The organism is Citrobacter portucalensis (assembly GCF_023374935.1).
Taxonomy (GTDB): domain Bacteria; phylum Pseudomonadota; class Gammaproteobacteria; order Enterobacterales; family Enterobacteriaceae; genus Citrobacter; species Citrobacter portucalensis.
On the sequence record NZ_CP092466.1, the window covers coordinates 3,591,984 to 3,610,083 of the forward strand.

At 50.9% G+C, this 18,100-nt stretch carries 17 protein-coding genes and 1 pseudogene; 12 read left to right on the forward strand and 6 right to left on the reverse strand.

Annotated features, from left to right (window positions below):
• Window positions 1–113 precede the first annotated feature (113 nt).
• Both dpiA and dpiB read right to left on the reverse strand, forming a co-directional pair.
• A complete protein-coding gene (dpiA, locus tag LY264_RS17550; RefSeq protein ID WP_003831279.1) occupies window positions 114–794 on the reverse strand; it encodes a two-component response regulator DpiA in 681 nt (226 codons plus the stop codon).
• Window positions 763–2,425: pseudogene (dpiB, locus tag LY264_RS17555) on the reverse strand (sensor histidine kinase DpiB). The gene dpiA and the pseudogene dpiB overlap by 32 nt, the downstream one beginning before the upstream one ends.
• A gap of 391 nt (window positions 2,426–2,816) precedes the next feature.
• On the opposite strand from dpiB, the gene citC reads away from it, so the two are divergent.
• The 8 genes from citC to rna all read left to right on the forward strand — a co-directional run bounded on the left by citC (window position 2,817) and on the right by rna (window position 10,471).
• Window positions 2,817–3,893 (forward strand): [citrate (pro-3S)-lyase] ligase, encoded by a 1,077-nt coding sequence (citC, locus tag LY264_RS17560; RefSeq protein WP_048226113.1) that lies wholly within the window; start codon window positions 2,817–2,819, stop codon window positions 3,891–3,893.
• Window positions 3,890–4,186, forward strand: coding sequence for a citrate lyase acyl carrier protein (gene citD, locus LY264_RS17565; RefSeq protein ID WP_003831276.1), 297 nt, complete (start codon window positions 3,890–3,892; stop codon window positions 4,184–4,186). Before citC ends, citD begins: the two co-directional genes overlap by 4 nt.
• Window positions 4,183–5,091: an aldolase/citrate lyase family protein gene (locus tag LY264_RS17570; RefSeq protein ID WP_003831275.1), complete on the forward strand. Its 909-nt coding sequence runs from the start codon at window positions 4,183–4,185 to the stop codon at window positions 5,089–5,091. Before citD ends, LY264_RS17570 begins: the two co-directional genes overlap by 4 nt.
• Window positions 5,092–5,100: 9 nt before the next feature.
• Window positions 5,101–6,633 carry a citrate lyase subunit alpha gene (gene citF, locus LY264_RS17575; protein WP_048226115.1) on the forward strand — a complete coding sequence of 511 codons (1,533 nt, stop codon included), beginning with the start codon at window positions 5,101–5,103 and terminating at the stop codon, window positions 6,631–6,633.
• A gap of 3 nt (window positions 6,634–6,636) precedes the next feature.
• Entirely contained in the window at window positions 6,637–7,191 is a 555-nt protein-coding gene (gene citX, locus LY264_RS17580) for a citrate lyase holo-[acyl-carrier protein] synthase (RefSeq protein WP_003831273.1), read from the forward strand.
• Window positions 7,160–8,065, forward strand: a complete 906-nt coding sequence (gene citG, locus LY264_RS17585) for a triphosphoribosyl-dephospho-CoA synthase CitG (RefSeq protein WP_003831272.1) — start codon at window positions 7,160–7,162, stop codon at window positions 8,063–8,065. Before citX ends, citG begins: the two co-directional genes overlap by 32 nt.
• Window positions 8,066–8,090: 25 nt before the next feature.
• A complete protein-coding gene (gene citT, locus LY264_RS17590) occupies window positions 8,091–9,554 on the forward strand; it encodes a citrate/succinate antiporter CitT (protein ID WP_048226119.1) in 1,464 nt (487 codons plus the stop codon).
• Window positions 9,555–9,664: 110 nt separating this feature from the next.
• The gene (gene rna, locus LY264_RS17595) at window positions 9,665–10,471 is read left to right on the forward strand and encodes a ribonuclease I (RefSeq protein ID WP_048226459.1); all 807 of its coding nucleotides are present in this window, start codon (window positions 9,665–9,667) and stop codon (window positions 10,469–10,471) included.
• A 41-nt stretch (window positions 10,472–10,512) separates the two neighbouring features.
• Here rna and LY264_RS17600 read toward each other — a convergent pair whose 3' ends face one another.
• Complete coding sequence (locus LY264_RS17600; RefSeq protein ID WP_048214703.1) at window positions 10,513–11,136, reverse strand: flavin reductase family protein; 624 nt, start codon at window positions 11,134–11,136, stop codon at window positions 10,513–10,515.
• 96 nt (window positions 11,137–11,232) lie between these two features.
• Window positions 11,233–12,063: an alpha/beta fold hydrolase gene (locus LY264_RS17605; RefSeq protein ID WP_003831266.1), complete on the reverse strand. Its 831-nt coding sequence runs from the start codon at window positions 12,061–12,063 to the stop codon at window positions 11,233–11,235.
• Between the two features lie 275 nt (window positions 12,064–12,338).
• On the opposite strand from LY264_RS17605, the gene rnk reads away from it, so the two are divergent.
• Both rnk and uspG read left to right on the forward strand, forming a co-directional pair.
• Window positions 12,339–12,749, forward strand: a complete 411-nt coding sequence (rnk, locus tag LY264_RS17610) for a nucleoside diphosphate kinase regulator (protein WP_005120853.1) — start codon at window positions 12,339–12,341, stop codon at window positions 12,747–12,749.
• Window positions 12,750–12,932: 183 nt separating this feature from the next.
• Entirely contained in the window at window positions 12,933–13,361 is a 429-nt protein-coding gene (gene uspG / locus LY264_RS17615) for a universal stress protein UspG (RefSeq protein ID WP_003022101.1), read from the forward strand.
• Between the two features lie 82 nt (window positions 13,362–13,443).
• On the opposite strand, the gene ahpF is transcribed toward uspG, so the two are convergent.
• Complete coding sequence (ahpF, locus tag LY264_RS17620) at window positions 13,444–15,009, reverse strand: alkyl hydroperoxide reductase subunit F (protein WP_048226121.1); 1,566 nt, start codon at window positions 15,007–15,009, stop codon at window positions 13,444–13,446.
• A 154-nt stretch (window positions 15,010–15,163) separates the two neighbouring features.
• A complete protein-coding gene (gene ahpC, locus LY264_RS17625) occupies window positions 15,164–15,727 on the reverse strand; it encodes an alkyl hydroperoxide reductase subunit C (protein WP_002894394.1) in 564 nt (187 codons plus the stop codon).
• A gap of 374 nt (window positions 15,728–16,101) precedes the next feature.
• Here ahpC and dsbG point away from each other — a divergent pair, with 374 nt between their 5' ends.
• Both dsbG and citR read left to right on the forward strand, forming a co-directional pair.
• Window positions 16,102–16,848, forward strand: coding sequence for a thiol:disulfide interchange protein DsbG (gene dsbG / locus LY264_RS17630; RefSeq protein ID WP_048226122.1), 747 nt, complete (start codon window positions 16,102–16,104; stop codon window positions 16,846–16,848).
• Between the two features lie 203 nt (window positions 16,849–17,051).
• Entirely contained in the window at window positions 17,052–17,948 is an 897-nt protein-coding gene (citR, locus tag LY264_RS17635; RefSeq protein WP_048226124.1) for a DNA-binding transcriptional repressor CitR, read from the forward strand.
• Window positions 17,949–18,100: the final 152 nt, after the last annotated feature.

Consider the following 18,100-nt stretch of genomic DNA (forward strand, 5'->3'; position numbering starts at 1 on the left):
TCAGAGAAATGTAGGCCGGATAAGGCATTCACGCCGCATCCGGCATTTCGATTGCAACGTTGCCGGATGTCGATGCTAAAGCATCTTATCCGGCCTACGTCAGAAATCAGCATTTAGCCGCCGTGATAGATACGCTGCGGCCTACCCACCTTACCGTGAATAATCTCCGCAATAATCAAATGACGGCTGGCACAGTACTCCAGGTAGCGTCTGGAAGTCGTTCGGCTGATGGTGAGCGCCTGGGCGATCGTTTCTGCTGTATGGTGTACCGTCGGATCGGCGAATAATTTCAGCACTGCATTCAGTGTTAACGCATCAATCCCAGTCGGTAAATCCCCTTTCGGCTCGCCCCGCGCGTAGGCATTAAACATCTCATCAATCTGCTTTTGACTGGCGCTATCATTACCGGCCAACATGCGTCGACGCTGTTGATAACGCGTCAGGGTCTGCCCCAGCCGCTCGTAGGCAATGGGTTTGACCAGGTAATCAAACGCGCCGCTGCGCACAGCTTCGGAGACTGTTTCCATGTCGCTGGCCGCTGTGGTAAACACCACACCGCCCGGATAACGCGCCTGGGTTAGCTCATGCAATAACGTAATTCCCTTGCCGTCCGGCAAGTAGTTATCGAGCAGAATCAAACCGGGCTTAAAACGCTCAATCATCATCCTCGCCTGCGCAAGATTACCCGCCAGCCAAATCTGGCTGAAGCCGGGTATATGGCGGATATATTCAGCATGCATTTCCGCCAGTAGCGTTTCATCCTCAACGATCAATAGCGTTAATGGTTCCGTCATTGTTTTTTTTTCACTTTCGGAAGAAATAAAGAAAATAAGGTGCCGCAGGGGGAGTTATCTTCAAGCGTAATCACCCCGTCACAGCGCCTCACATAACTTGCAATAAGATACAAACCGATGCCATGTTCACCTGGTTCATCGGTACGGGTGCTCACACCCTGTTCAAATATTTTTTCACGCAATGCTTCCGGCACACCGCATCCCTGATCGGCAACTTCGATGATCACGTCATCCCCTTCATCGCTTAAATAGAGTTCGACGACCTTGTTGCCTTGCTGGGTGCGCAAGCTCGCTTCAAATGCATTATCAAGCAGATTGCCAACAATTGCTGCAAACTCTGTGCTATCCAGCCCCTCGGGGAGTTGATGCAGTTGGCTGCCCGGAACAATAGTCATGGTGAGACCCAGTTCCCGCGCGCGCTGCACCTTGCCAAACAACAGACCGGCTACCTGACGATCGGCAAACGCGCCGCGCAGGCTGTCAATCAGTTGCTGTTGCGCCTGGGATTCCCCCTGCACCATGGCCAGAACCTTGTCATACTCTTTCATTTGCAGCAGACCATTGATAGTCGACATCCAGTTCAGATGCTCATGACGCAGCGTTCTCAGGCTCTCTACATACTGTTTGATCTGCGTTAACTGCGCATTAAGAGTAGCAATTTCATCTTTACTACGAAAACTGATGATTGCCCCAAGCAGTTCGTCACCGGAGCGAATCGCCTCACGGTTGGCGATAACGCTCAGTCCATTAAAGTTGACCATCGCGTCCTGTCGTTTTTCCGCAATCTGTTGGGTGAAAAAGTCCGCTGGCTGAACTACCTCACTCACCGGTTTTCCAAGCCACTTTCTCCCAGGTGAAGACAGCCCCAGCATTTTCCTCGCACTGCGATTTATTGCGGTGATATATCCATCGGGATCCACGGCAATCAACCCTTCATATACCGAGCTGAACAACGCTTCCTGCTGGCGTACCACCCGCGCAATTTGTTTCGGTTCCATACCCAACATCTGCCGACGAATATGGGCAGCGAAAAACCAGGAGAGCAGCATCAGAACCAACAGCAGCAGGATAAACACACCGGCCATTGGCAGTAAGAAATCCGATCGCCAGCTATCGATTTTGCTGATCAGATAACCAATTGAGACCACGCCAATGATTTTGCCATCGTCATCAAAGATGGGCGTTTTAGCGCGCATTGCCATCCCAATGGAGCCTTTACCGGTAATAAAGTAGCTCTCCCCTTTTTCCAGCGCACCGGGTTTGGTGAACTGCATCGGATAGCCAATCTTTTCCGGGTTCGGATGATATAGACGAATGGAGTTGGTATCCCCGATAACCACGTAGTCGAAGTCAGTTCCGCTCTGCAGTTTGTCGGCAATCGTCGCCAATCGCTTGTAATCACGATGCTTAACCGCCGTGATGATACTGTCGTTAGAGGCGATGATTTTGGCCTGATTCATTGCCATATCGCGGACATGCGTTGCCAGATAATCTTCAAAGCTGGCGGTGAAGTATTGTGCCAGGGCGGCAATGATAAAAACAGAAACGACCAGAATGAGCAGAAAGATACGTAAAGGAAACGCCAGACTGCGGAAAAAAGGAAACCGTGTTTTATTTTTCTGTTCTGCCATCACATTTTTCCTCACCGACGTTAACTAAAACTAATTTCTCATTGTAGTTGTAATTAAAATGTTCTATTTACACGTTATGGTATAAAACAAGATCGTTGCAGATTCCCCACCTTAAATCAATTAAACAAATTAAAACCACACCTTATTTTAGGGTTAAATTAATTAAAAAACTTAAAACCATAAAACACATTAAAACCTTCTAACTTATTGTGAAATAAATCAAAAATTACCTCCAAAATACCCCTTACGATGTATGCATCAGGGAAAAAAAGAAATACTCCGTAATAAAAAACCATTCCCTTCAATTGCAAACAAAACGTTATCAGGTTGCTAAACAGAGCAACAAAAACAGAAACCCAGTAACAAATATAGCATCGGGGCTCTATTCACTATGTTCGGTAATAATATATTCACGCAAGTTAAACGCTCAGAAAATAAAAAGATGGCGGCTATCGCACAATTTCTGAAAGAGAATGATTTGAGCGTAGATACGACCGTCGAAGTATTTATCACCGTCACCCGTGACGACCGTCTGATTGCCTGCGGTGGTATCGCTGGGAATATTATTAAGTGTGTCGCAATCTGTGAATCTGTCCGTGGCGAGGGCTTAGCGCTAACGCTGGCGACTGAGTTAATCAACCTTGCCTATGAACGCCATTGTACGCACCTCTTCATCTATACCAAAACCGAGTACGAATCGCTGTTTAAACAGTGCGGTTTTTCTACGCTCACCAGCGTTCCCGGCATTATGGTATTGATGGAAAACAGCACCACACGTCTGAAACGCTACGCCGAGTCACTGGCAAAACAGCGTCATGATGGGAAAAAAATTGGCTGTATCGTCATGAACGCCAACCCCTTCACCAACGGACACCGTTTTCTGATCCAACAGGCGGCCGCGCAATGTGACTGGCTGCATCTGTTTTTGGTGAAAGAAGATACCTCACGTTTTCCGTATGAAGACCGCCTGGATCTGGTGCTTAAAGGAACAAAAGACATTCCGCGTTTAACCGTGCATCGCGGTTCGGAGTACATCATTTCCCGCGCCACCTTCCCGTGTTACTTCATCAAAGAGCAGAGCGTTATTAACCACTGCTACACCGAAATAGACCTGAAAATCTTCCGCCAGTATCTGGCTCCGGCTCTCGGCGTCACGCACCGCTTCGTCGGTACTGAGCCGTATTGCACCGTCACCTCCCAGTATAACAATGATATGCGTTACTGGCTGGAGACCCCAATGCTTCCCGCCCCACCGATTGAACTGGTGGAAATTGAGCGGCTGTGCTTCCAGGAGATGCCGATTTCCGCCTCCTGGGTGCGCAAGCTGCTGGTTAAAAAAGATCTCACGGCTATCGCATCCCTGGTCCCTGACGCCACGCTGCAGTATCTGCAAAGCATGGTTGAGCGAGCCTCATCGGGTGCGACAGTCCGCCAAAATACCCCCGCATTAGCAACAGGTGAAAAATGAAAATAAACCAGGCAGCCGTCGCAGGCACACTCGAGTCCGGTGATGTGATGATTCGCATCGCCCCACTCGATTCGCAGGATATTGACCTGCAGGTTAACAGTAGCGTCGAAAAGCAGTTCGGTGATGCCATCCGGGCCACCATTCTGGACGTTCTGTCCCGCTACAACGTACGCGGCGTGCAATTGAATGTTGATGATAAAGGCGCACTGGACTGCATTTTACGTGCGCGACTGGAAGCACTACTGGCCCGCGCTGGCGGTATTCCGGCACTGCCATGGGAGGATTGCCAGTGATTTCCGAATCTTTGCAACAACGTAAAACCCGTACTCGCCGCAGCATGTTGTTCGTACCGGGCGCCAATGCCGCCATGGTCAGCAACTCGTTCATCTACCCGGCAGATGCACTGATGTTCGACCTGGAAGACTCCGTCGCGTTGCGTGAAAAAGATACCGCTCGCCGCATGGTGTACCACGCGCTGCAGCATCCGCTGTATCACGACGTTGAAACCATCGTGCGTGTAAACGCCCTCGACTCCGAATGGGGCATCAACGACCTTGAAGCCGTGGTACGTGGCGGTGCTGACATCGTACGTTTACCAAAGACCGATACCGCGCAGGATGTCATCGACATCGAAAGCGAAATTCTGCGCATCGAAAACGCCTGTGGCCGTGAACCCGGCAGCACCGGTCTGTTAGCCGCCATCGAATCGCCGTTAGGCATTACTCGCGCGGTAGAAATTGCCCATGCTTCCGAACGTCTGATCGGTATTGCCCTGGGTGCGGAAGACTATGTACGTAACCTGCGCACTGAGCGCTCCCCGGAAGGTACTGAACTGCTGTTTGCCCGCTGCTCTATTTTGCAGGCTGCACGTTCTGCCGGTATTCAGGCGTTCGACACCGTGTATTCCGATGCCAACAACGAAGCCGGTTTCCTGCACGAAGCCGCACACATCAAGCAGTTGGGTTTTGACGGCAAATCGCTCATCAACCCGCGCCAGATCGAACTCCTGCATAACCTGTACGCCCCAACGCGCAAAGAGCTGGCTCACGCCCGTCTGGTTGTGGAAGCCGCTGAAGCCGCTGCTCGCGAAGGTCGTGGCGTAGTTTCCCTGAACGGCAAAATGGTCGACAGCCCGGTTATCGAGCGCGCCCTTCTGGTTATCTCCCGTGCAGAACTTTCCGGCATTCGCGAAGAATAAGGCAAAAAAATGACGCAGAAAATCGAACAGTCTCAACGCCAGGATCGCGTGGCGACCTGGAGCCGTCATGCAGAAAGTGAGCTTTCCGCTTATCAGAGCACCGCAAAAGTAGAATTGCAGGCGCAAAAACCGCGCGACAAAAAGCTGTGCGCTAACCTGGAGGACGCTATTCGTCGTTCAGGTTTACAGGATGGTATGACCATCTCTTTCCACCACGCTTTTCGTGGTGGCGATCTGACGATTAACCTGGTGATGGACGCCATCGCCAATATGGGCTTTAAAAATCTGACGCTGGCCTCCAGCTCTCTGAGCGACTGCCATGCTCCACTGGTTGAGCACATCCGTCAGGGCGTGGTTAGCCGCATTTATACCTCCGGTCTGCGTGGTCCGCTGGCGGAAGAAATCTCACGTGGCCTGTTGGCCGAACCGGTACAAATTCACTCCCACGGTGGCCGTGTGCACCTGGTGCAAAGTGGCGAGCTCAGCATTGATGTGGCGTTCCTCGGCGTGCCGTCCTGCGACCAGTTTGGCAACGCCAACGGTTATACCGGTAAAGCGTGCTGCGGCTCACTGGGCTATGCCCGCGTAGATGCCGAAAACGCGAAACAGGTTGTCCTGCTGACTGAACAGCTGCTGACCTATCCGCATAACCCGGCCAGCATTACGCAGGACCAGGTAGATCTGATCGTGCAGATCGATCAGGTTGGCGATGCTGACAAAATTGGTGCCGATGCGACCCGCATGACCACCAACCCGCGTGAACTGTTAATCGCCCGTAGCGCGGCTGAGGTCATTGCAAATTCCGGCTACTTCAACGAAGGCTTCTCACTGCAGACAGGAACCGGCGGCGCTTCTCTGGCCGTTACGCGTTTCCTGGAAGACAAAATGCGCAGCCGCGATATCCGTGCCGACTTCGCGCTGGGCGGCATTACCGCTACCATCGTTGACCTGCACGAAAAAGGTCTGATTCGCAAACTGCTGGACGTTCAGAGCTTTGACCGTAATGCCGCAGAATCGCTGGCCCGCAATCCAAACCACATTGAGATCAGTGCCAACCAGTATGCCAACTGGGGCTCAAAAGGCGCATCCGTCGATCGTCTGGACGTCGTGGTGCTCAGCGCGCTGGAAGTTGATACCAGCTTCAACGTTAACGTACTGACCGGTTCTGACGGCGTACTGCGCGGCGCATCCGGTGGTCACTGCGATACCGCGGTTGCCGCTGCGCTGTCTATCATCGTCGCGCCGCTGGTTCGCGGACGCATCCCGACCCTGGTTGATAACGTGCTGACCTGCGTAACCCCAGGCTCCAGCGTTGACATTCTGGTCACTGACCACGGTATCGCCGTCAACCCTGCACGTCCGGAACTGGCAGAACGTCTGAAAGACGCCGGTATGAAAGTGGTGTCCATTGAATGGCTGCGCGAACGTGCACAGCAGCTCACCGGTCAGCCACGCGCTATCGAATTCACTGACCGCGTGATTGCCGTTGTGCGTTACCGCGATGGTTCAGTGATTGACGTTGTGCATCAGGTGAAGGAATAAACCATGCACCTGCTCCCTGAATACGCCACCCAACACGCGGTTTCCATTCCCGAGCTGCTAGCCAGCCGCGATGAGAGACAGGCAAGGCAACAGGAGTGGCTGACACGCCACTCTGCGCCGCTGGTCTCGTTTACCGTCGTCGCACCGGGACCGATTAAAGACAGCGAATTAACCCGTCGCATCTTTAATCACGGCGTAACCGCCTTGCTCGCGTTGGCGAAACAATCCACCTGGATTGTCAGGGAGCAAACAGCGCTGGTTTCTGCCAGCGGTCCAGAAGGTCTTTTGTCTATTGAGGCTCCGGCCCACGACCTCAAGCTCGCCACCATTGAACTTGAGCATTCACACCCGCTGGGACGGCTATGGGACATCGATGTCCTGACCCCTGAAGGGGAAATTCTGTCCCGGCGTCATTTCGCACTCCCTGCCCGCCGCTGTCTGCTGTGCGAGCAAAGTGCTGCCGACTGTGCGCGGGGTAAAACCCACGCGCTTTCCGACTTACTCACTCAGATGGAGGCACTGCTGCATGATGCCGATTCCCGCAACATCAACCAATAACGCAGTCCTCCCTCTGGATCTGCCTGATGCTTACGCAACGCTTGCGTGGCGCGCCATGTTGACTGAAGTCAACCTGTCGCCCAAACCCGGTCTGGTAGATCGTATTAACAACGGCGCGCATAAAGATATGGCGCTGGAAGATTTTCATCGCAGCGCTGAAGCGATTCAATCATGGCTGCCACGTTTTATTGAATATGGGGCGTTTAGCGCACAGCTGTCGCCTGAAGATGTATTGAAAGGACTGCGCCCGCTGGGCATGGCCTGCGAAGCCGATATGTTCCGCGCCACCGCCGGGGTGAACACCCATAAAGGGAGCATCTTTTCACTGGGACTGCTGTGCGCCGCCATTGGCCGCCTGCACCAGCTCCAACTCACTGTTACCGCTGAAACCATTTGCTCTACGGCAGCAACATTTTGCCGTGGCCTGACCGAGCGCGAACTGCGCCAGAACAATCAACAACTCACGGCTGGCCAACGTCTTTATCAGCAATTGGGATTAACCGGCGCACGGGGCGAAGCCGAAGCGGGATATCCGCTAGTCATCCAGCATGCCCTGCCGCACTACCGCGCACTGCTGACTCAGGGCCGCGACCCTGAACTGGCGTTACTCGACACATTATTGCTGCTGATGTCTATCAACGGCGACACCAACGTGGCTTCACGTGGCGGCGCAGAAGGTCTGCGTTGGCTACAGCAGCAGGCCACCGCCCTGATGCAGCAAGGGGGGATTCGTACCCCTGCCGATCTCGAATATCTACACCAGTTCGACCAACAGTGCATTGAACGCAACCTCAGTCCCGGAGGTTGCGCCGATCTGCTGATCGTCACCTGGTTCTTAGCTCAGATTTCACAAGTTCATCATTATCACAATTAAAGATCCTTTCCGGAGAATCACACACATGTCTTTAGCAAAAGATAAAATATGGAAGTTATTGGCCCCCCTGGTCGTCATGGGTGTCATGTTTCTTATCCCCGTCCCTGATGGAATGCCTCCACAGGCCTGGCACTACTTTGCCGTGTTTGTGGCGATGATCGTCGGTATGATCCTGGAGCCAATTCCGGCAACAGCGATCAGCTTTATCGCCGTAACGATCTGCGTTATCGGCAGCAACTATCTGCTGTTTGATGCTTCAGAACTGGCCGACCCGGCGTTTAAAGCGGGTAAGCAAGCGCTGAAATGGGGTCTGGCTGGCTTCTCCAGCACCACCGTGTGGTTGGTGTTTGGTGCGTTTATCTTCGCACTGGGTTATGAAGTCACCGGTCTGGGTCGTCGTATCGCGCTGTTCCTGGTGAAATTCATGGGTAAACGTACCCTGACGCTGGGCTATGCGATTGTTATCATCGACATTCTGCTGGCACCGTTTACTCCATCTAACACCGCGCGTACCGGTGGCACCGTATTCCCGGTTATCAAAAACCTGCCGCCGCTGTTTAAATCATTCCCGAACGATCCTTCCGCGCGCCGTATCGGTGGATATTTGATGTGGATGATGGTCATCAGTACCAGCCTGAGCTCCTCGATGTTCGTGACCGGCGCTGCGCCAAACGTACTGGGGCTGGAATTCGTCAATAAAATTGCCGGTATTCAAATCAGCTGGTTGCAGTGGTTCCTCAGTTTCCTGCCGGTCGGTATTATTTTGCTGATCGTTGCTCCGTGGCTGTCATACGTTCTGTACAAACCAGAAGTTACTCACAGTGCTGAAGTTGCCGCTTGGGCCGGTGATGAACTGAAAGGCATGGGTAAACTGAGCCGTAAAGAGATAACTCTGATTGGTCTGGTACTGCTCAGCCTGGGCCTGTGGGTCTTCGGTGGTAAACTGATTGATGCAACCGCAGTGGGTTTGCTGGCCGTTTCCCTGATGCTGGCGCTGCACGTTGTACCGTGGAAAGACATTACCCGTTATAACAGCGCATGGAACACTCTGGTTAACCTCGCCACGCTGGTCGTTATGGCGAATGGTTTAACCCGTTCAGGCTTCATCGACTGGTTCGCCAACACTATGAGCACGCACCTGGAAGGCTTCTCGCCTAACGCGACCGTGATCGTTCTGGTGCTGGTGTTCTACTTTGCTCACTACCTGTTCGCCAGCCTTTCCGCTCACACCGCCACCATGCTGCCGGTTATTCTGGCCGTCGGTAAAGGTATCCCGGGCGTGCCGATGGAACACCTGTGTATCCTGCTGGTACTGTCCATCGGTATCATGGGCTGTCTGACTCCATATGCAACAGGCCCAGGCGTTATCATCTACGGCTGTGGTTATGTGAAGTCCAAAGACTACTGGCGTCTGGGTGCTATCTTCGGCGTTATCTACATCGCTATGCTTCTGCTGGTCGGTTGGCCGATTCTGGCAATGTGGAGCTAATCATTCCTGTTCACGCCTGATGAAAATGATGCCAGTCAGCTAAACCTGACTGGCATTTTTTATGATTAAATAGATGATATTCAGAATTTATATAAGTGTCCGAAATCATCATGACATCAACATGGCGTTATTCTTCGTTGCTGGCAGCACTCCTGCTGCCAGTTTCTGCAGCTCAGGCCGATGAACTTCAGGCAAAACAGTACGCTGATTTTGACAGCTACGTGCTGGCTCTCTCCTGGCAAACCGGATTTTGTCAGAGCCAACACGAGCGTAATCGTCAGGAGCCTGACGAATGTCGTTTGCAAAAAGAGAGCGCAGACAAAGCGGATTTCCTGACCGTTCACGGTTTATGGCCCAGCCTGCCTAAATCCATTGCCGCCCGTGGAGTAGACAATCGCCGTTGGATGCGTTTTGGCTGCGCGACTCGCCCTATTCCCAACCTGCCTGAAGCCCGCGCCAGCCGTAAATGTGCGGCCCCCGAAACCGGGCTGTCGCTGGAAAGCGCGGCAAAACTCAGCGCCGTAATGCCCGGCGCTGGAGGGAGATCCTGTCTGGAACGTTACGAGTATGCCAAACATGGCGCGTGTTTCGGTTTTGATCCCGACGCGTACTTCGGCACGATGGTACGGCTGAATAATGAGGTTAAGAACAGCGAGGTGGGCAAATTCCTGGCGGAAAACTACGGCAAAACCGTCAACCGTAACGCATTTGACGCCGCCGTTGCCAAAAGCTGGGGCAAAGAGAACGTCAAAGCTGTGAAGCTAAGCTGCCACGGCAATCCAGCGTATCTCACTGAGATCCAGTTATCCCTGAAAGCCGACAACATCAACCAGACGTTATCTGCCCAGTCATTCTTACCGCAACCGCATCCGGGTAACTGCGGTAAACAGTTTATTATCGACAAAGTGGGATACTGAAACTCGTGACCGACGCTGCAAGCTGGCGTCGGTTCGTAAGCTTAGCGTTTTGCACGGGCATCCGGGCGAACTAAATCAAAACGGTGTGTTTCACTGATCGAATAATACGCCGTTGGCCCACCTGCACGCAGTACCGGCTTCGCTTTCGCCGTCTGATAGATGCCGTCTTCCAGGAGCGTTTCATCTATGTGAATGCCTACCACTTCCCCCAACACCAGCCAGGTTTCAACCGGTGAGCCATCAGCGGTAGTCAGTTGCAGGCTTTGCGATAAGCGGCACTCAAAATTGACCGGGCTTTGCGCCACGCGCGGCACGTTGACTATCCGGCTATCTGCCTTGCTAAGCCCGGCGGCAAAAAACTCGTCCTCACCGTGCGGCAAGCTGGCTGACGTTTCGTTCATCGCAGTGGCCAGCTCAAGAGTCGTCAGGTTCCAGACAAATTCACCAGTTTCGATAATATTCTGCACGCTGTCTTTCCAGCCGCTGCTGGCGAAACCGATAATCGGCGGATGATAGTTAAAACAGTTAAAGAAACTGTATGGTGCCAGATTGTGCCGACCGTTGCCGTCACGCGACGCAATCCAGCCAATCGGGCGCGGTCCAATGATGGCATTTAGCGGATCATGCGGTAAGCCGTGTCCCTGTGACGGTTGATAGAAATACATAGCGTTCCCTGTTGAAGTTAACGTCAGCGCAGCACAAATTATGCTTCGCTCATCCCCCTGGAAAAAGAAGATCAGCGTAGAACAATCTGCCAACGATTACGACTGAATAAAGTTGAGCAGGTCACCGTTGATCTGTTGCTTATGGGTGGTGCAAATGCCATGCGAGCCGCCGACATATACCTTCAACTGCGAGTCCGGCAGTATTTCCGCCGCGACCTTTCCGCAGGTTTCAAACGGGACAATCTGATCGTCATCACCGTGGATCACCAGCGTCGGGATGGTCATCTTTTTGAGGTCTTCACGCAGATCTGTTTCCGAAAACGCGTGTATACAGTCGTACAACGCTTTGATGGAACCTTGTAAGCCTTGTTCAACAAAACTTTCCCTGACGGCTTTCGACTCTTTTGCGCCCGGACGGTTGTAGCCATAGAATGCAGCGGTCAGTTCATAGAAAAAGGCGGCGCGATCGTTCACAACCCCCTCACGGATGCCATCGAATACCTCTTTCGGCACGCCATTTGGGTTAAAGTCAGTCTTGATCATGATGGGCGTCACCGCGCCAATTAACACCGCTTTTGCCACCCGCTGCGTCCCATGCCGGCCAATATAACGAGCCACTTCCCCACCGCCGGTAGAGTGTCCGACATGTACGGCATCTTTAAGATTGAGATGCGCGGTAAGTTCAGCCAGGTCGTCAGCATACTGATCCATATGATGTCCATCCCAGGGTTGGGCCGAACGCCCATGTCCGCGCCTGTCATGGGCGATCACACGAAATCCTTTCGATCCAAGGAACAGCATCTGATCTTCAAACGCGTCTGCCGTCAGCGGCCAACCGTGACTAAACACAATAGGTTGTCCACTTCCCCAGTCTTTAAAATGCAAATAGCTGCCGTCTTTCAAGGTAAGTTTGTCGTACTGGCTCATGAGATCTCCTGTCGCGGAACACTGAGTTGTTTGACGCGCCCGCAGCGAGCGCTTAAAAAGCATAATGCAAATTGGAGAACGATCACGTTTTTCGGCTAAAATCACACCATATGCGACAATATTGATGATTTACCTGAATGTGAACTAAATCACTTCAAACATGGGGTAAGTCTCAGTATCATCATAAAAGCTAAACCCTTGCCGCCTGACGGTGAGGGTTTTCTTTTGGGATTATTTACCTGCGCACCCGCAGTTTCGACGACATGGAGTAATAAATGTCCAGACCAACTATCATCATTAACGACCTCGATGCGGAACGCATTGACCGCCTGTTGGAGCAACCTGCGTTTGCTGGTTTACCGATTGCCGACGCCCTGAACGCCGAGCTGGATCGTGCCCAAATGTGTTCTCCAGAAACCATGCCGCACGATGTCGTAACCATGAACAGCCGCGTGAAATTCCGCAATCTGAGTGATGGCGAAGTCCGTGTGCGTACCCTGGTGTATCCGGCCAATATGACTGACAGCAGCACACAGCTTTCGGTAATGGCACCTGTCGGCGCTGCACTTCTGGGCCTGCGCGTTGGCGACACTATTCACTGGGAACTGCCTGGCGGGACCTCAACGCACCTCGAAGTCATCGAGCTTGAGTACCAGCCTGAAGCTGCAGGCGACTACCTGCGCTAACTCTGTCTTATCAAAGCCACGCGCTTTATCTTACAGGGGATGCATCCGCATCCTCTTTCCGGTTAGATTTCCCTGCTCCTCGCTTTCTTTCCTGTTCGCAAAACATAAATCTGTGTCGTGACTGACAGAATCATTTTTAATACTATGCTGTTATGTGTTCATGTAATGACAAGGAGAATGTTTATGTACAACACAATCATAATGCCTGTTGATGTATTCGAAATGGAACTGAGCGACAAGGCTATTCGCCATGCAGAATTTCTGGCCCAGGATAAAGGGGTTATCCATCTGCTGCATGTGCTGCCAGGCTCAGCGAGCTTAAGCCTGCACCGCTTTGCGGCCGATGTCCGTCGTTTTGAAGAGCATTTGCAACACGAAGCGGAAACCCGTCTGCAAACGATGGTCGGTCACTTCAGCATCGATCCTTCCCGTATTAAACAACACGTCCGCTTTGGCAGCGTCCGTGACGTGGTCAACGAGTTGGGTGAAGAGTTGAATGCGGATGTCGTTGTCATTGGGTCGCGTAACCCATCAATCAGCACCCATCTGCTCGGCTCTAACGCTTCCAGCGTTGTTCGACACGCGACTTTGCCAGTGCTGGTTGTTCGTTAACAGCCACTGATTTGCTAAAGAAAACCCCTGCCAGGTTAACGCCTGACAGGGGTTTTTATAGTGCAGGTGAGTCTTACTTTTTTTATGCTACTGTCGTGCGAATCAGATAATCAAACGAACTTAACGAGGCCTTCGCGCCTTCACCTGTCGCGATGATAATCTGCTTATACGGTACGGTGGTGCAGTCACCGGCAGCGAAAACGCCTTTCACGCTGGTTTCGCACTTGGCATCGATGATGATTTCACCCATACGGTTACGTTCAACGGCACCTTCCAGCCAGTTGGTGTTCGGTAGCAGCCCAATCTGAACAAAAATACCGGCCAGTTCCACATTGTGAACATCGCCGCTCACACGGTCACGATACTCCAGGCCAGTAACTTTGCTGCCATCGCCTTTCACTTCTGTCGTTTGCGCATTCAGAATGATGTCGACGTTTTTCAGACTGCGAAGCTTATTCTGCAGCACCTGGTCGGCCTTCATTTCAGGAGCAAACTCCAGCAGCGTCACATGTTCAACAATACCTGCCAGGTCGATAGCCGCTTCAACGCCGGAGTTACCGCCGCCAATCACCGCAACACGCTTGCCTTTAAACAGCGGGCCATCACAGTGAGGGCAGTAGGTTACGCCTTTGGTGCGATACTGATCTTCACCCGGAACGTTCATGTTGCGCCATTTCGCGCCGGTGGCGATGATAATGCTACGTGCTTTCAGCACCGCGCCGGAGGCCGTTTCAATCTGATGCAAACCGCCTTCCTGCGCTGCTGGAATGAGTTTGCTCGCGCTCTGGCTGTCAATCACATCGACATCATAATCATCAACGTGTGCTTTCAGCGCGCCTGCCAGTTTCTGACCTTCAGTTTTCGGTACTGAGATATAGTTTTCAATATCAACAGTATCAAGGACCTGACCGCCAAAACGTTCGCCCATCAGACCGGTGCGAATGCCTTTACGTGCAGAGTACACCGCTGCCGCCGCACCTGCAGGACCAGAACCGACAATCAATACGTCATAAGCATCGCGCTTATTCAGCTCTTCAGCCGCACGTTTTTCTGCGCCAGTATCCACTTTCGCCACGATCTCAGTCAGCGTCATACGCCCCTGACCGAACTCTTTGCCGTTCATAAATACCGCCGGAACGCCCATCACGTTACGATCGGTGATTTCGTTCTGGAAAGTACCGCCGTCAATCGCCGTATGTTTGATACGTGGGTTCAGCACCGCCATCAGGTTCAGCGCCTGCACCACGTCCGGGCAGTTATGGCAGGAAAGTGAATAATAGGTTTCAAATTCAAAATCACCCTCGAGATCGCGGATCTGCTCCAGCAACGTCTGCGCCTCTTTTGACGGATGGCCACCGGTCCACAACAGCGCCAGCACCAGAGAGGTAAACTCATGGCCCAGCGGAGAACCCGCAAAGCGCGGCCCCTGATGAGAGCCAGGATTGGTAATCAGGAACGATGGCTTACGCACCGCCAGAGTATTGTCTTCTTTGAAGGTGACTTTTTCTGACAGTTCAGCAATTTCAGTCAGCAGTTCCTTGATTTCTGCCGATTTAGCGCTGTCGTCCAGCGTCGCAATCAGCTCAACAGGTTTGGTCAGTTTCTCAAGGTAAGCCCTGAGCTGGGTTTTCATATTTGTGTCGAGCATTCTTCTTCCCTCTCTGAAAACATCATCATGCAAGCCGATTTTGCGGGACTGCATTAATGCAACTTGCGTCATGGTGCTGGAATGAAACAGGCGCAAATTTGCGCCTGTGGAATGCCGGATGCACTACGTTTATCCGGCCTACAAACTACGCGACTTAGATTTTACCAACCAGGTCCAGAGATGGCGCTAAGGTTGCTTCACCTTCTTTCCATTTCGCCGGGCAAACTTCACCTGGGTGGGAAGCGACGTACTGTGCGGCTTTGATTTTACGCAGCAGGTCAGACGCATCACGGCCGATACCTTCAGCAGTAACTTCGATTGCCTGGATGATACCCTGCGGGTCAACAACGAAGGTTGCGCGGTCAGCCAGACCTTCATCTTCACGCATGTTGTCGAAGTTACGGGTCAGGGCGCCAGTCGGGTCGCCGATCATCGCGTATTTGATTTTTGCGATGGTTTCAGAGCTGCTGTGCCATGCTTTGTGGGTGAAGTGGGTGTCGGTAGAAACGGAATACACATCTACGCCCAGTTTCTGCAGTTCTTCGTAATGGTCTGCAACGTCACCCAGTTCGGTCGGGCATACGAAAGTAAAGTCAGCCGGGTAGAAGAAGAAGACGCTCCAGCGACCTTCGGTATCTTTCTCGGTTACTTCGATGAACTCACCGTTTTTGAACGCCTGGTTTTTGAAAGGTTTAATTTTGGTATTAATCAAAGACATCTGTACTTCCTCCGTGTTTTCGTTGAGAGATAAGTTAACGAAAATCTCTTCGCAGGGCTAATGCGTTTCCTTTATCAAATCAATAAGCGTTAACTAACAACTCACTCAAACTCATGTTGTGAACCTAAAGATAAAAGTAAAAAAGGCCCCCTTTGCAGGGAGCCTCATTACCCGAGCTACCCGCAGGTAACGTCAGTGCCAGCAGAGCTGGCTATGTGTTGCGCTCTACATTACCTTAACAAAGGTCGTAACAGCGATGGGGATTACATCACCCAACTAAAGAAAGGGCAATCGACAGACCGTCGATCTTACCTATGGCTGTGATAGGTTTTGCAATTAAGCCCACTTTCCTGCTGATTTTATAAGGAAAATCAATGTTTAAACGCACCTTACTCTTAACTCTTCTCCCCGCTATCGTGCACGCAGAGGAGCTCCCTGCCCCTGTTAAAGCCATTGAGAAACAGGGAATTACCATCCTGAAGCCCTTCGACGCACCGGGTGGAATGAAAGGCTATCTGGGAAAATACCAGGACATGGGGGTCACTATCTATGTCACGCCTGACGGTAAACATGCCATCTCCGGCTACATGTATAATGAAAAAGGCGAAAACCTCAGTAATGCGCTCATAGAAAAAGAGATCTATGCCCCTGCCGGACGTGAGATGTGGCAGCGAATGGAAAAAGCGTCGTGGATTCTGGACGGGAAAAAAGAGGCCCCGGTCATCGTTTACGTGTTTGCCGATCCCTTCTGTCCTTATTGCAAACAGTTCTGGCAGCAGGCGCGCCCATGGGTAGATTCCGGTAAAGTTCAGTTGCGTACGCTGCTGGTTGGCGTGATCAAGCCTGAAAGCCCGGCAACTGCTGCTGCGATCCTGGCATCCAAAGATCCGGCCAAAACCTGGCATGACTATGAAGCATCCGGCGGGAAAATGAAGCTGGAAATCCCGGCTTCAGTCCATCCAGAACAGATGAAGGTACTGAATATCAACCAAAAAATCATGGATGATTTAGGTGCTAATGTGACGCCCGCGATCTACTACATGAGCAAAGACGATACGTTACAACAGGAAGTGGGATTACCCGATAAGGAAAAATTAAATATTATTATGGGGAATAAATAAAGGTAACAAAATGAGTGATTGTTATGGTTCTCATTTCAATCACTCTTTTAAATATATTTTTATCTTAACTATCAAGCAATCTGTGTTATTTTAGTTTAAGTTAATCATACATTAAGCTATAAACATAAATTCTAAGAATGATTAGAATTTAAATTATTCAATAATTGAATTACCCAATACATTACCATCACAGGAAGGTATGCATGGCTAACCTCTATGACCTCAAAAAATTCGATCTTAACCTGTTGGTAATTTTTGAATGTATTTATCAACATTTGAGCATCAGTAAAGCTGCGGCAACACTGTATATCACCCCTTCAGCCGTCAGCCAGTCATTACAGCGACTGCGTACACAGTTTAACGATCCCCTGTTTATTCGCTCAGGCAAAGGCATTACGCCTACGGTGACAGGCGTCAATCTTCATCAGCACCTTGAGCAGAATTTAAATAAACTGGAACAAACCATTAATATTATGCACGGTTCCAGCCTGAAAAATAAATTCGTAATCTACAGTCCACAAATCACCACCACGCTGGGCGTAACGGAATTAATAAATTTATTAAGAAAAAACTCCGATGTCGAAATCGAACACCACGATATATTAATGTCGACAGAAACCGCAGAAAATATTCTGGCGTACCGCAAGGCTGATCTGATCATCTCGACAGTACCTGTGCACAACCGCTCTATCGTATGTACCCTGTTTAAAACAGTTGAAAGTGTATTAGTATGCAGCAGCAATCATCCCAGAATGGTTGAACACAGTACGCTTGAAGACATCATGCGCGAGCAGTTTACATTGCTTATCACGACTCAACCAAGCATCCAGGAACAACAGTCAGCAGCTAATAATCTCTTTCTCAATCGTAAAATAGGTTTTAGTAGTGATTCGTTGACTTCTATTACCAATATTATTGCCAGCACAGATATTATTGGTCTCATTCCCAAAATAATATATGAGCAAAACGCCGCAGCGCTTAACCTGAAAGAAATCAGTGTTGATTTCAAATTACCGTCAGTTAAGCTATTTCTAATGTATAATCGCTCCTCACTTAATAACAAATCATTTGCTGAGTACATTAAAACAATCACCCCATAAGTTCTGTAAATAACAACACAACAATATATATTTCTTATAAATTAGACGGCAATATTTAAACCATGAATATGTTTAAGTATTGCATCCTTGTGAAATTAGCATATCTTATTGAAAGTATTTACTATAGCTGTAAATAATAAAATCTGGATATG

Excerpts from the sequence above, each read along its gene's own strand:
- dpiA (WP_003831279.1), bottom strand. The coding sequence starts at position 794 with ATGACGGAACCATTAACGCTATTGATCGTTGAGGATGAAACGCTACTG.
- citC (WP_048226113.1), top strand. The coding sequence starts at position 2,817 with ATGTTCGGTAATAATATATTCACGCAAGTTAAACGCTCAGAAAATAAA.
- citD (WP_003831276.1), top strand. The coding sequence starts at position 3,890 with ATGAAAATAAACCAGGCAGCCGTCGCAGGCACACTCGAGTCCGGTGAT.
- citF (WP_048226115.1), top strand. The coding sequence starts at position 5,101 with ATGACGCAGAAAATCGAACAGTCTCAACGCCAGGATCGCGTGGCGACC.
- citX (WP_003831273.1), top strand. The coding sequence starts at position 6,637 with ATGCACCTGCTCCCTGAATACGCCACCCAACACGCGGTTTCCATTCCC.
- citG (WP_003831272.1), top strand. The coding sequence starts at position 7,160 with ATGATGCCGATTCCCGCAACATCAACCAATAACGCAGTCCTCCCTCTG.
- citT (WP_048226119.1), top strand. The coding sequence starts at position 8,091 with ATGTCTTTAGCAAAAGATAAAATATGGAAGTTATTGGCCCCCCTGGTC.
- rna (WP_048226459.1), top strand. The coding sequence starts at position 9,665 with ATGACATCAACATGGCGTTATTCTTCGTTGCTGGCAGCACTCCTGCTG.
- LY264_RS17600 (WP_048214703.1), bottom strand. The coding sequence starts at position 11,136 with ATGTATTTCTATCAACCGTCACAGGGACACGGCTTACCGCATGATCCG.
- LY264_RS17605 (WP_003831266.1), bottom strand. The coding sequence starts at position 12,063 with ATGAGCCAGTACGACAAACTTACCTTGAAAGACGGCAGCTATTTGCAT.
- rnk (WP_005120853.1), top strand. The coding sequence starts at position 12,339 with ATGTCCAGACCAACTATCATCATTAACGACCTCGATGCGGAACGCATT.
- uspG (WP_003022101.1), top strand. The coding sequence starts at position 12,933 with ATGTACAACACAATCATAATGCCTGTTGATGTATTCGAAATGGAACTG.
- ahpF (WP_048226121.1), bottom strand. The coding sequence starts at position 15,009 with ATGCTCGACACAAATATGAAAACCCAGCTCAGGGCTTACCTTGAGAAA.
- ahpC (WP_002894394.1), bottom strand. The coding sequence starts at position 15,727 with ATGTCTTTGATTAATACCAAAATTAAACCTTTCAAAAACCAGGCGTTC.
- dsbG (WP_048226122.1), top strand. The coding sequence starts at position 16,102 with ATGTTTAAACGCACCTTACTCTTAACTCTTCTCCCCGCTATCGTGCAC.
- citR (WP_048226124.1), top strand. The coding sequence starts at position 17,052 with ATGGCTAACCTCTATGACCTCAAAAAATTCGATCTTAACCTGTTGGTA.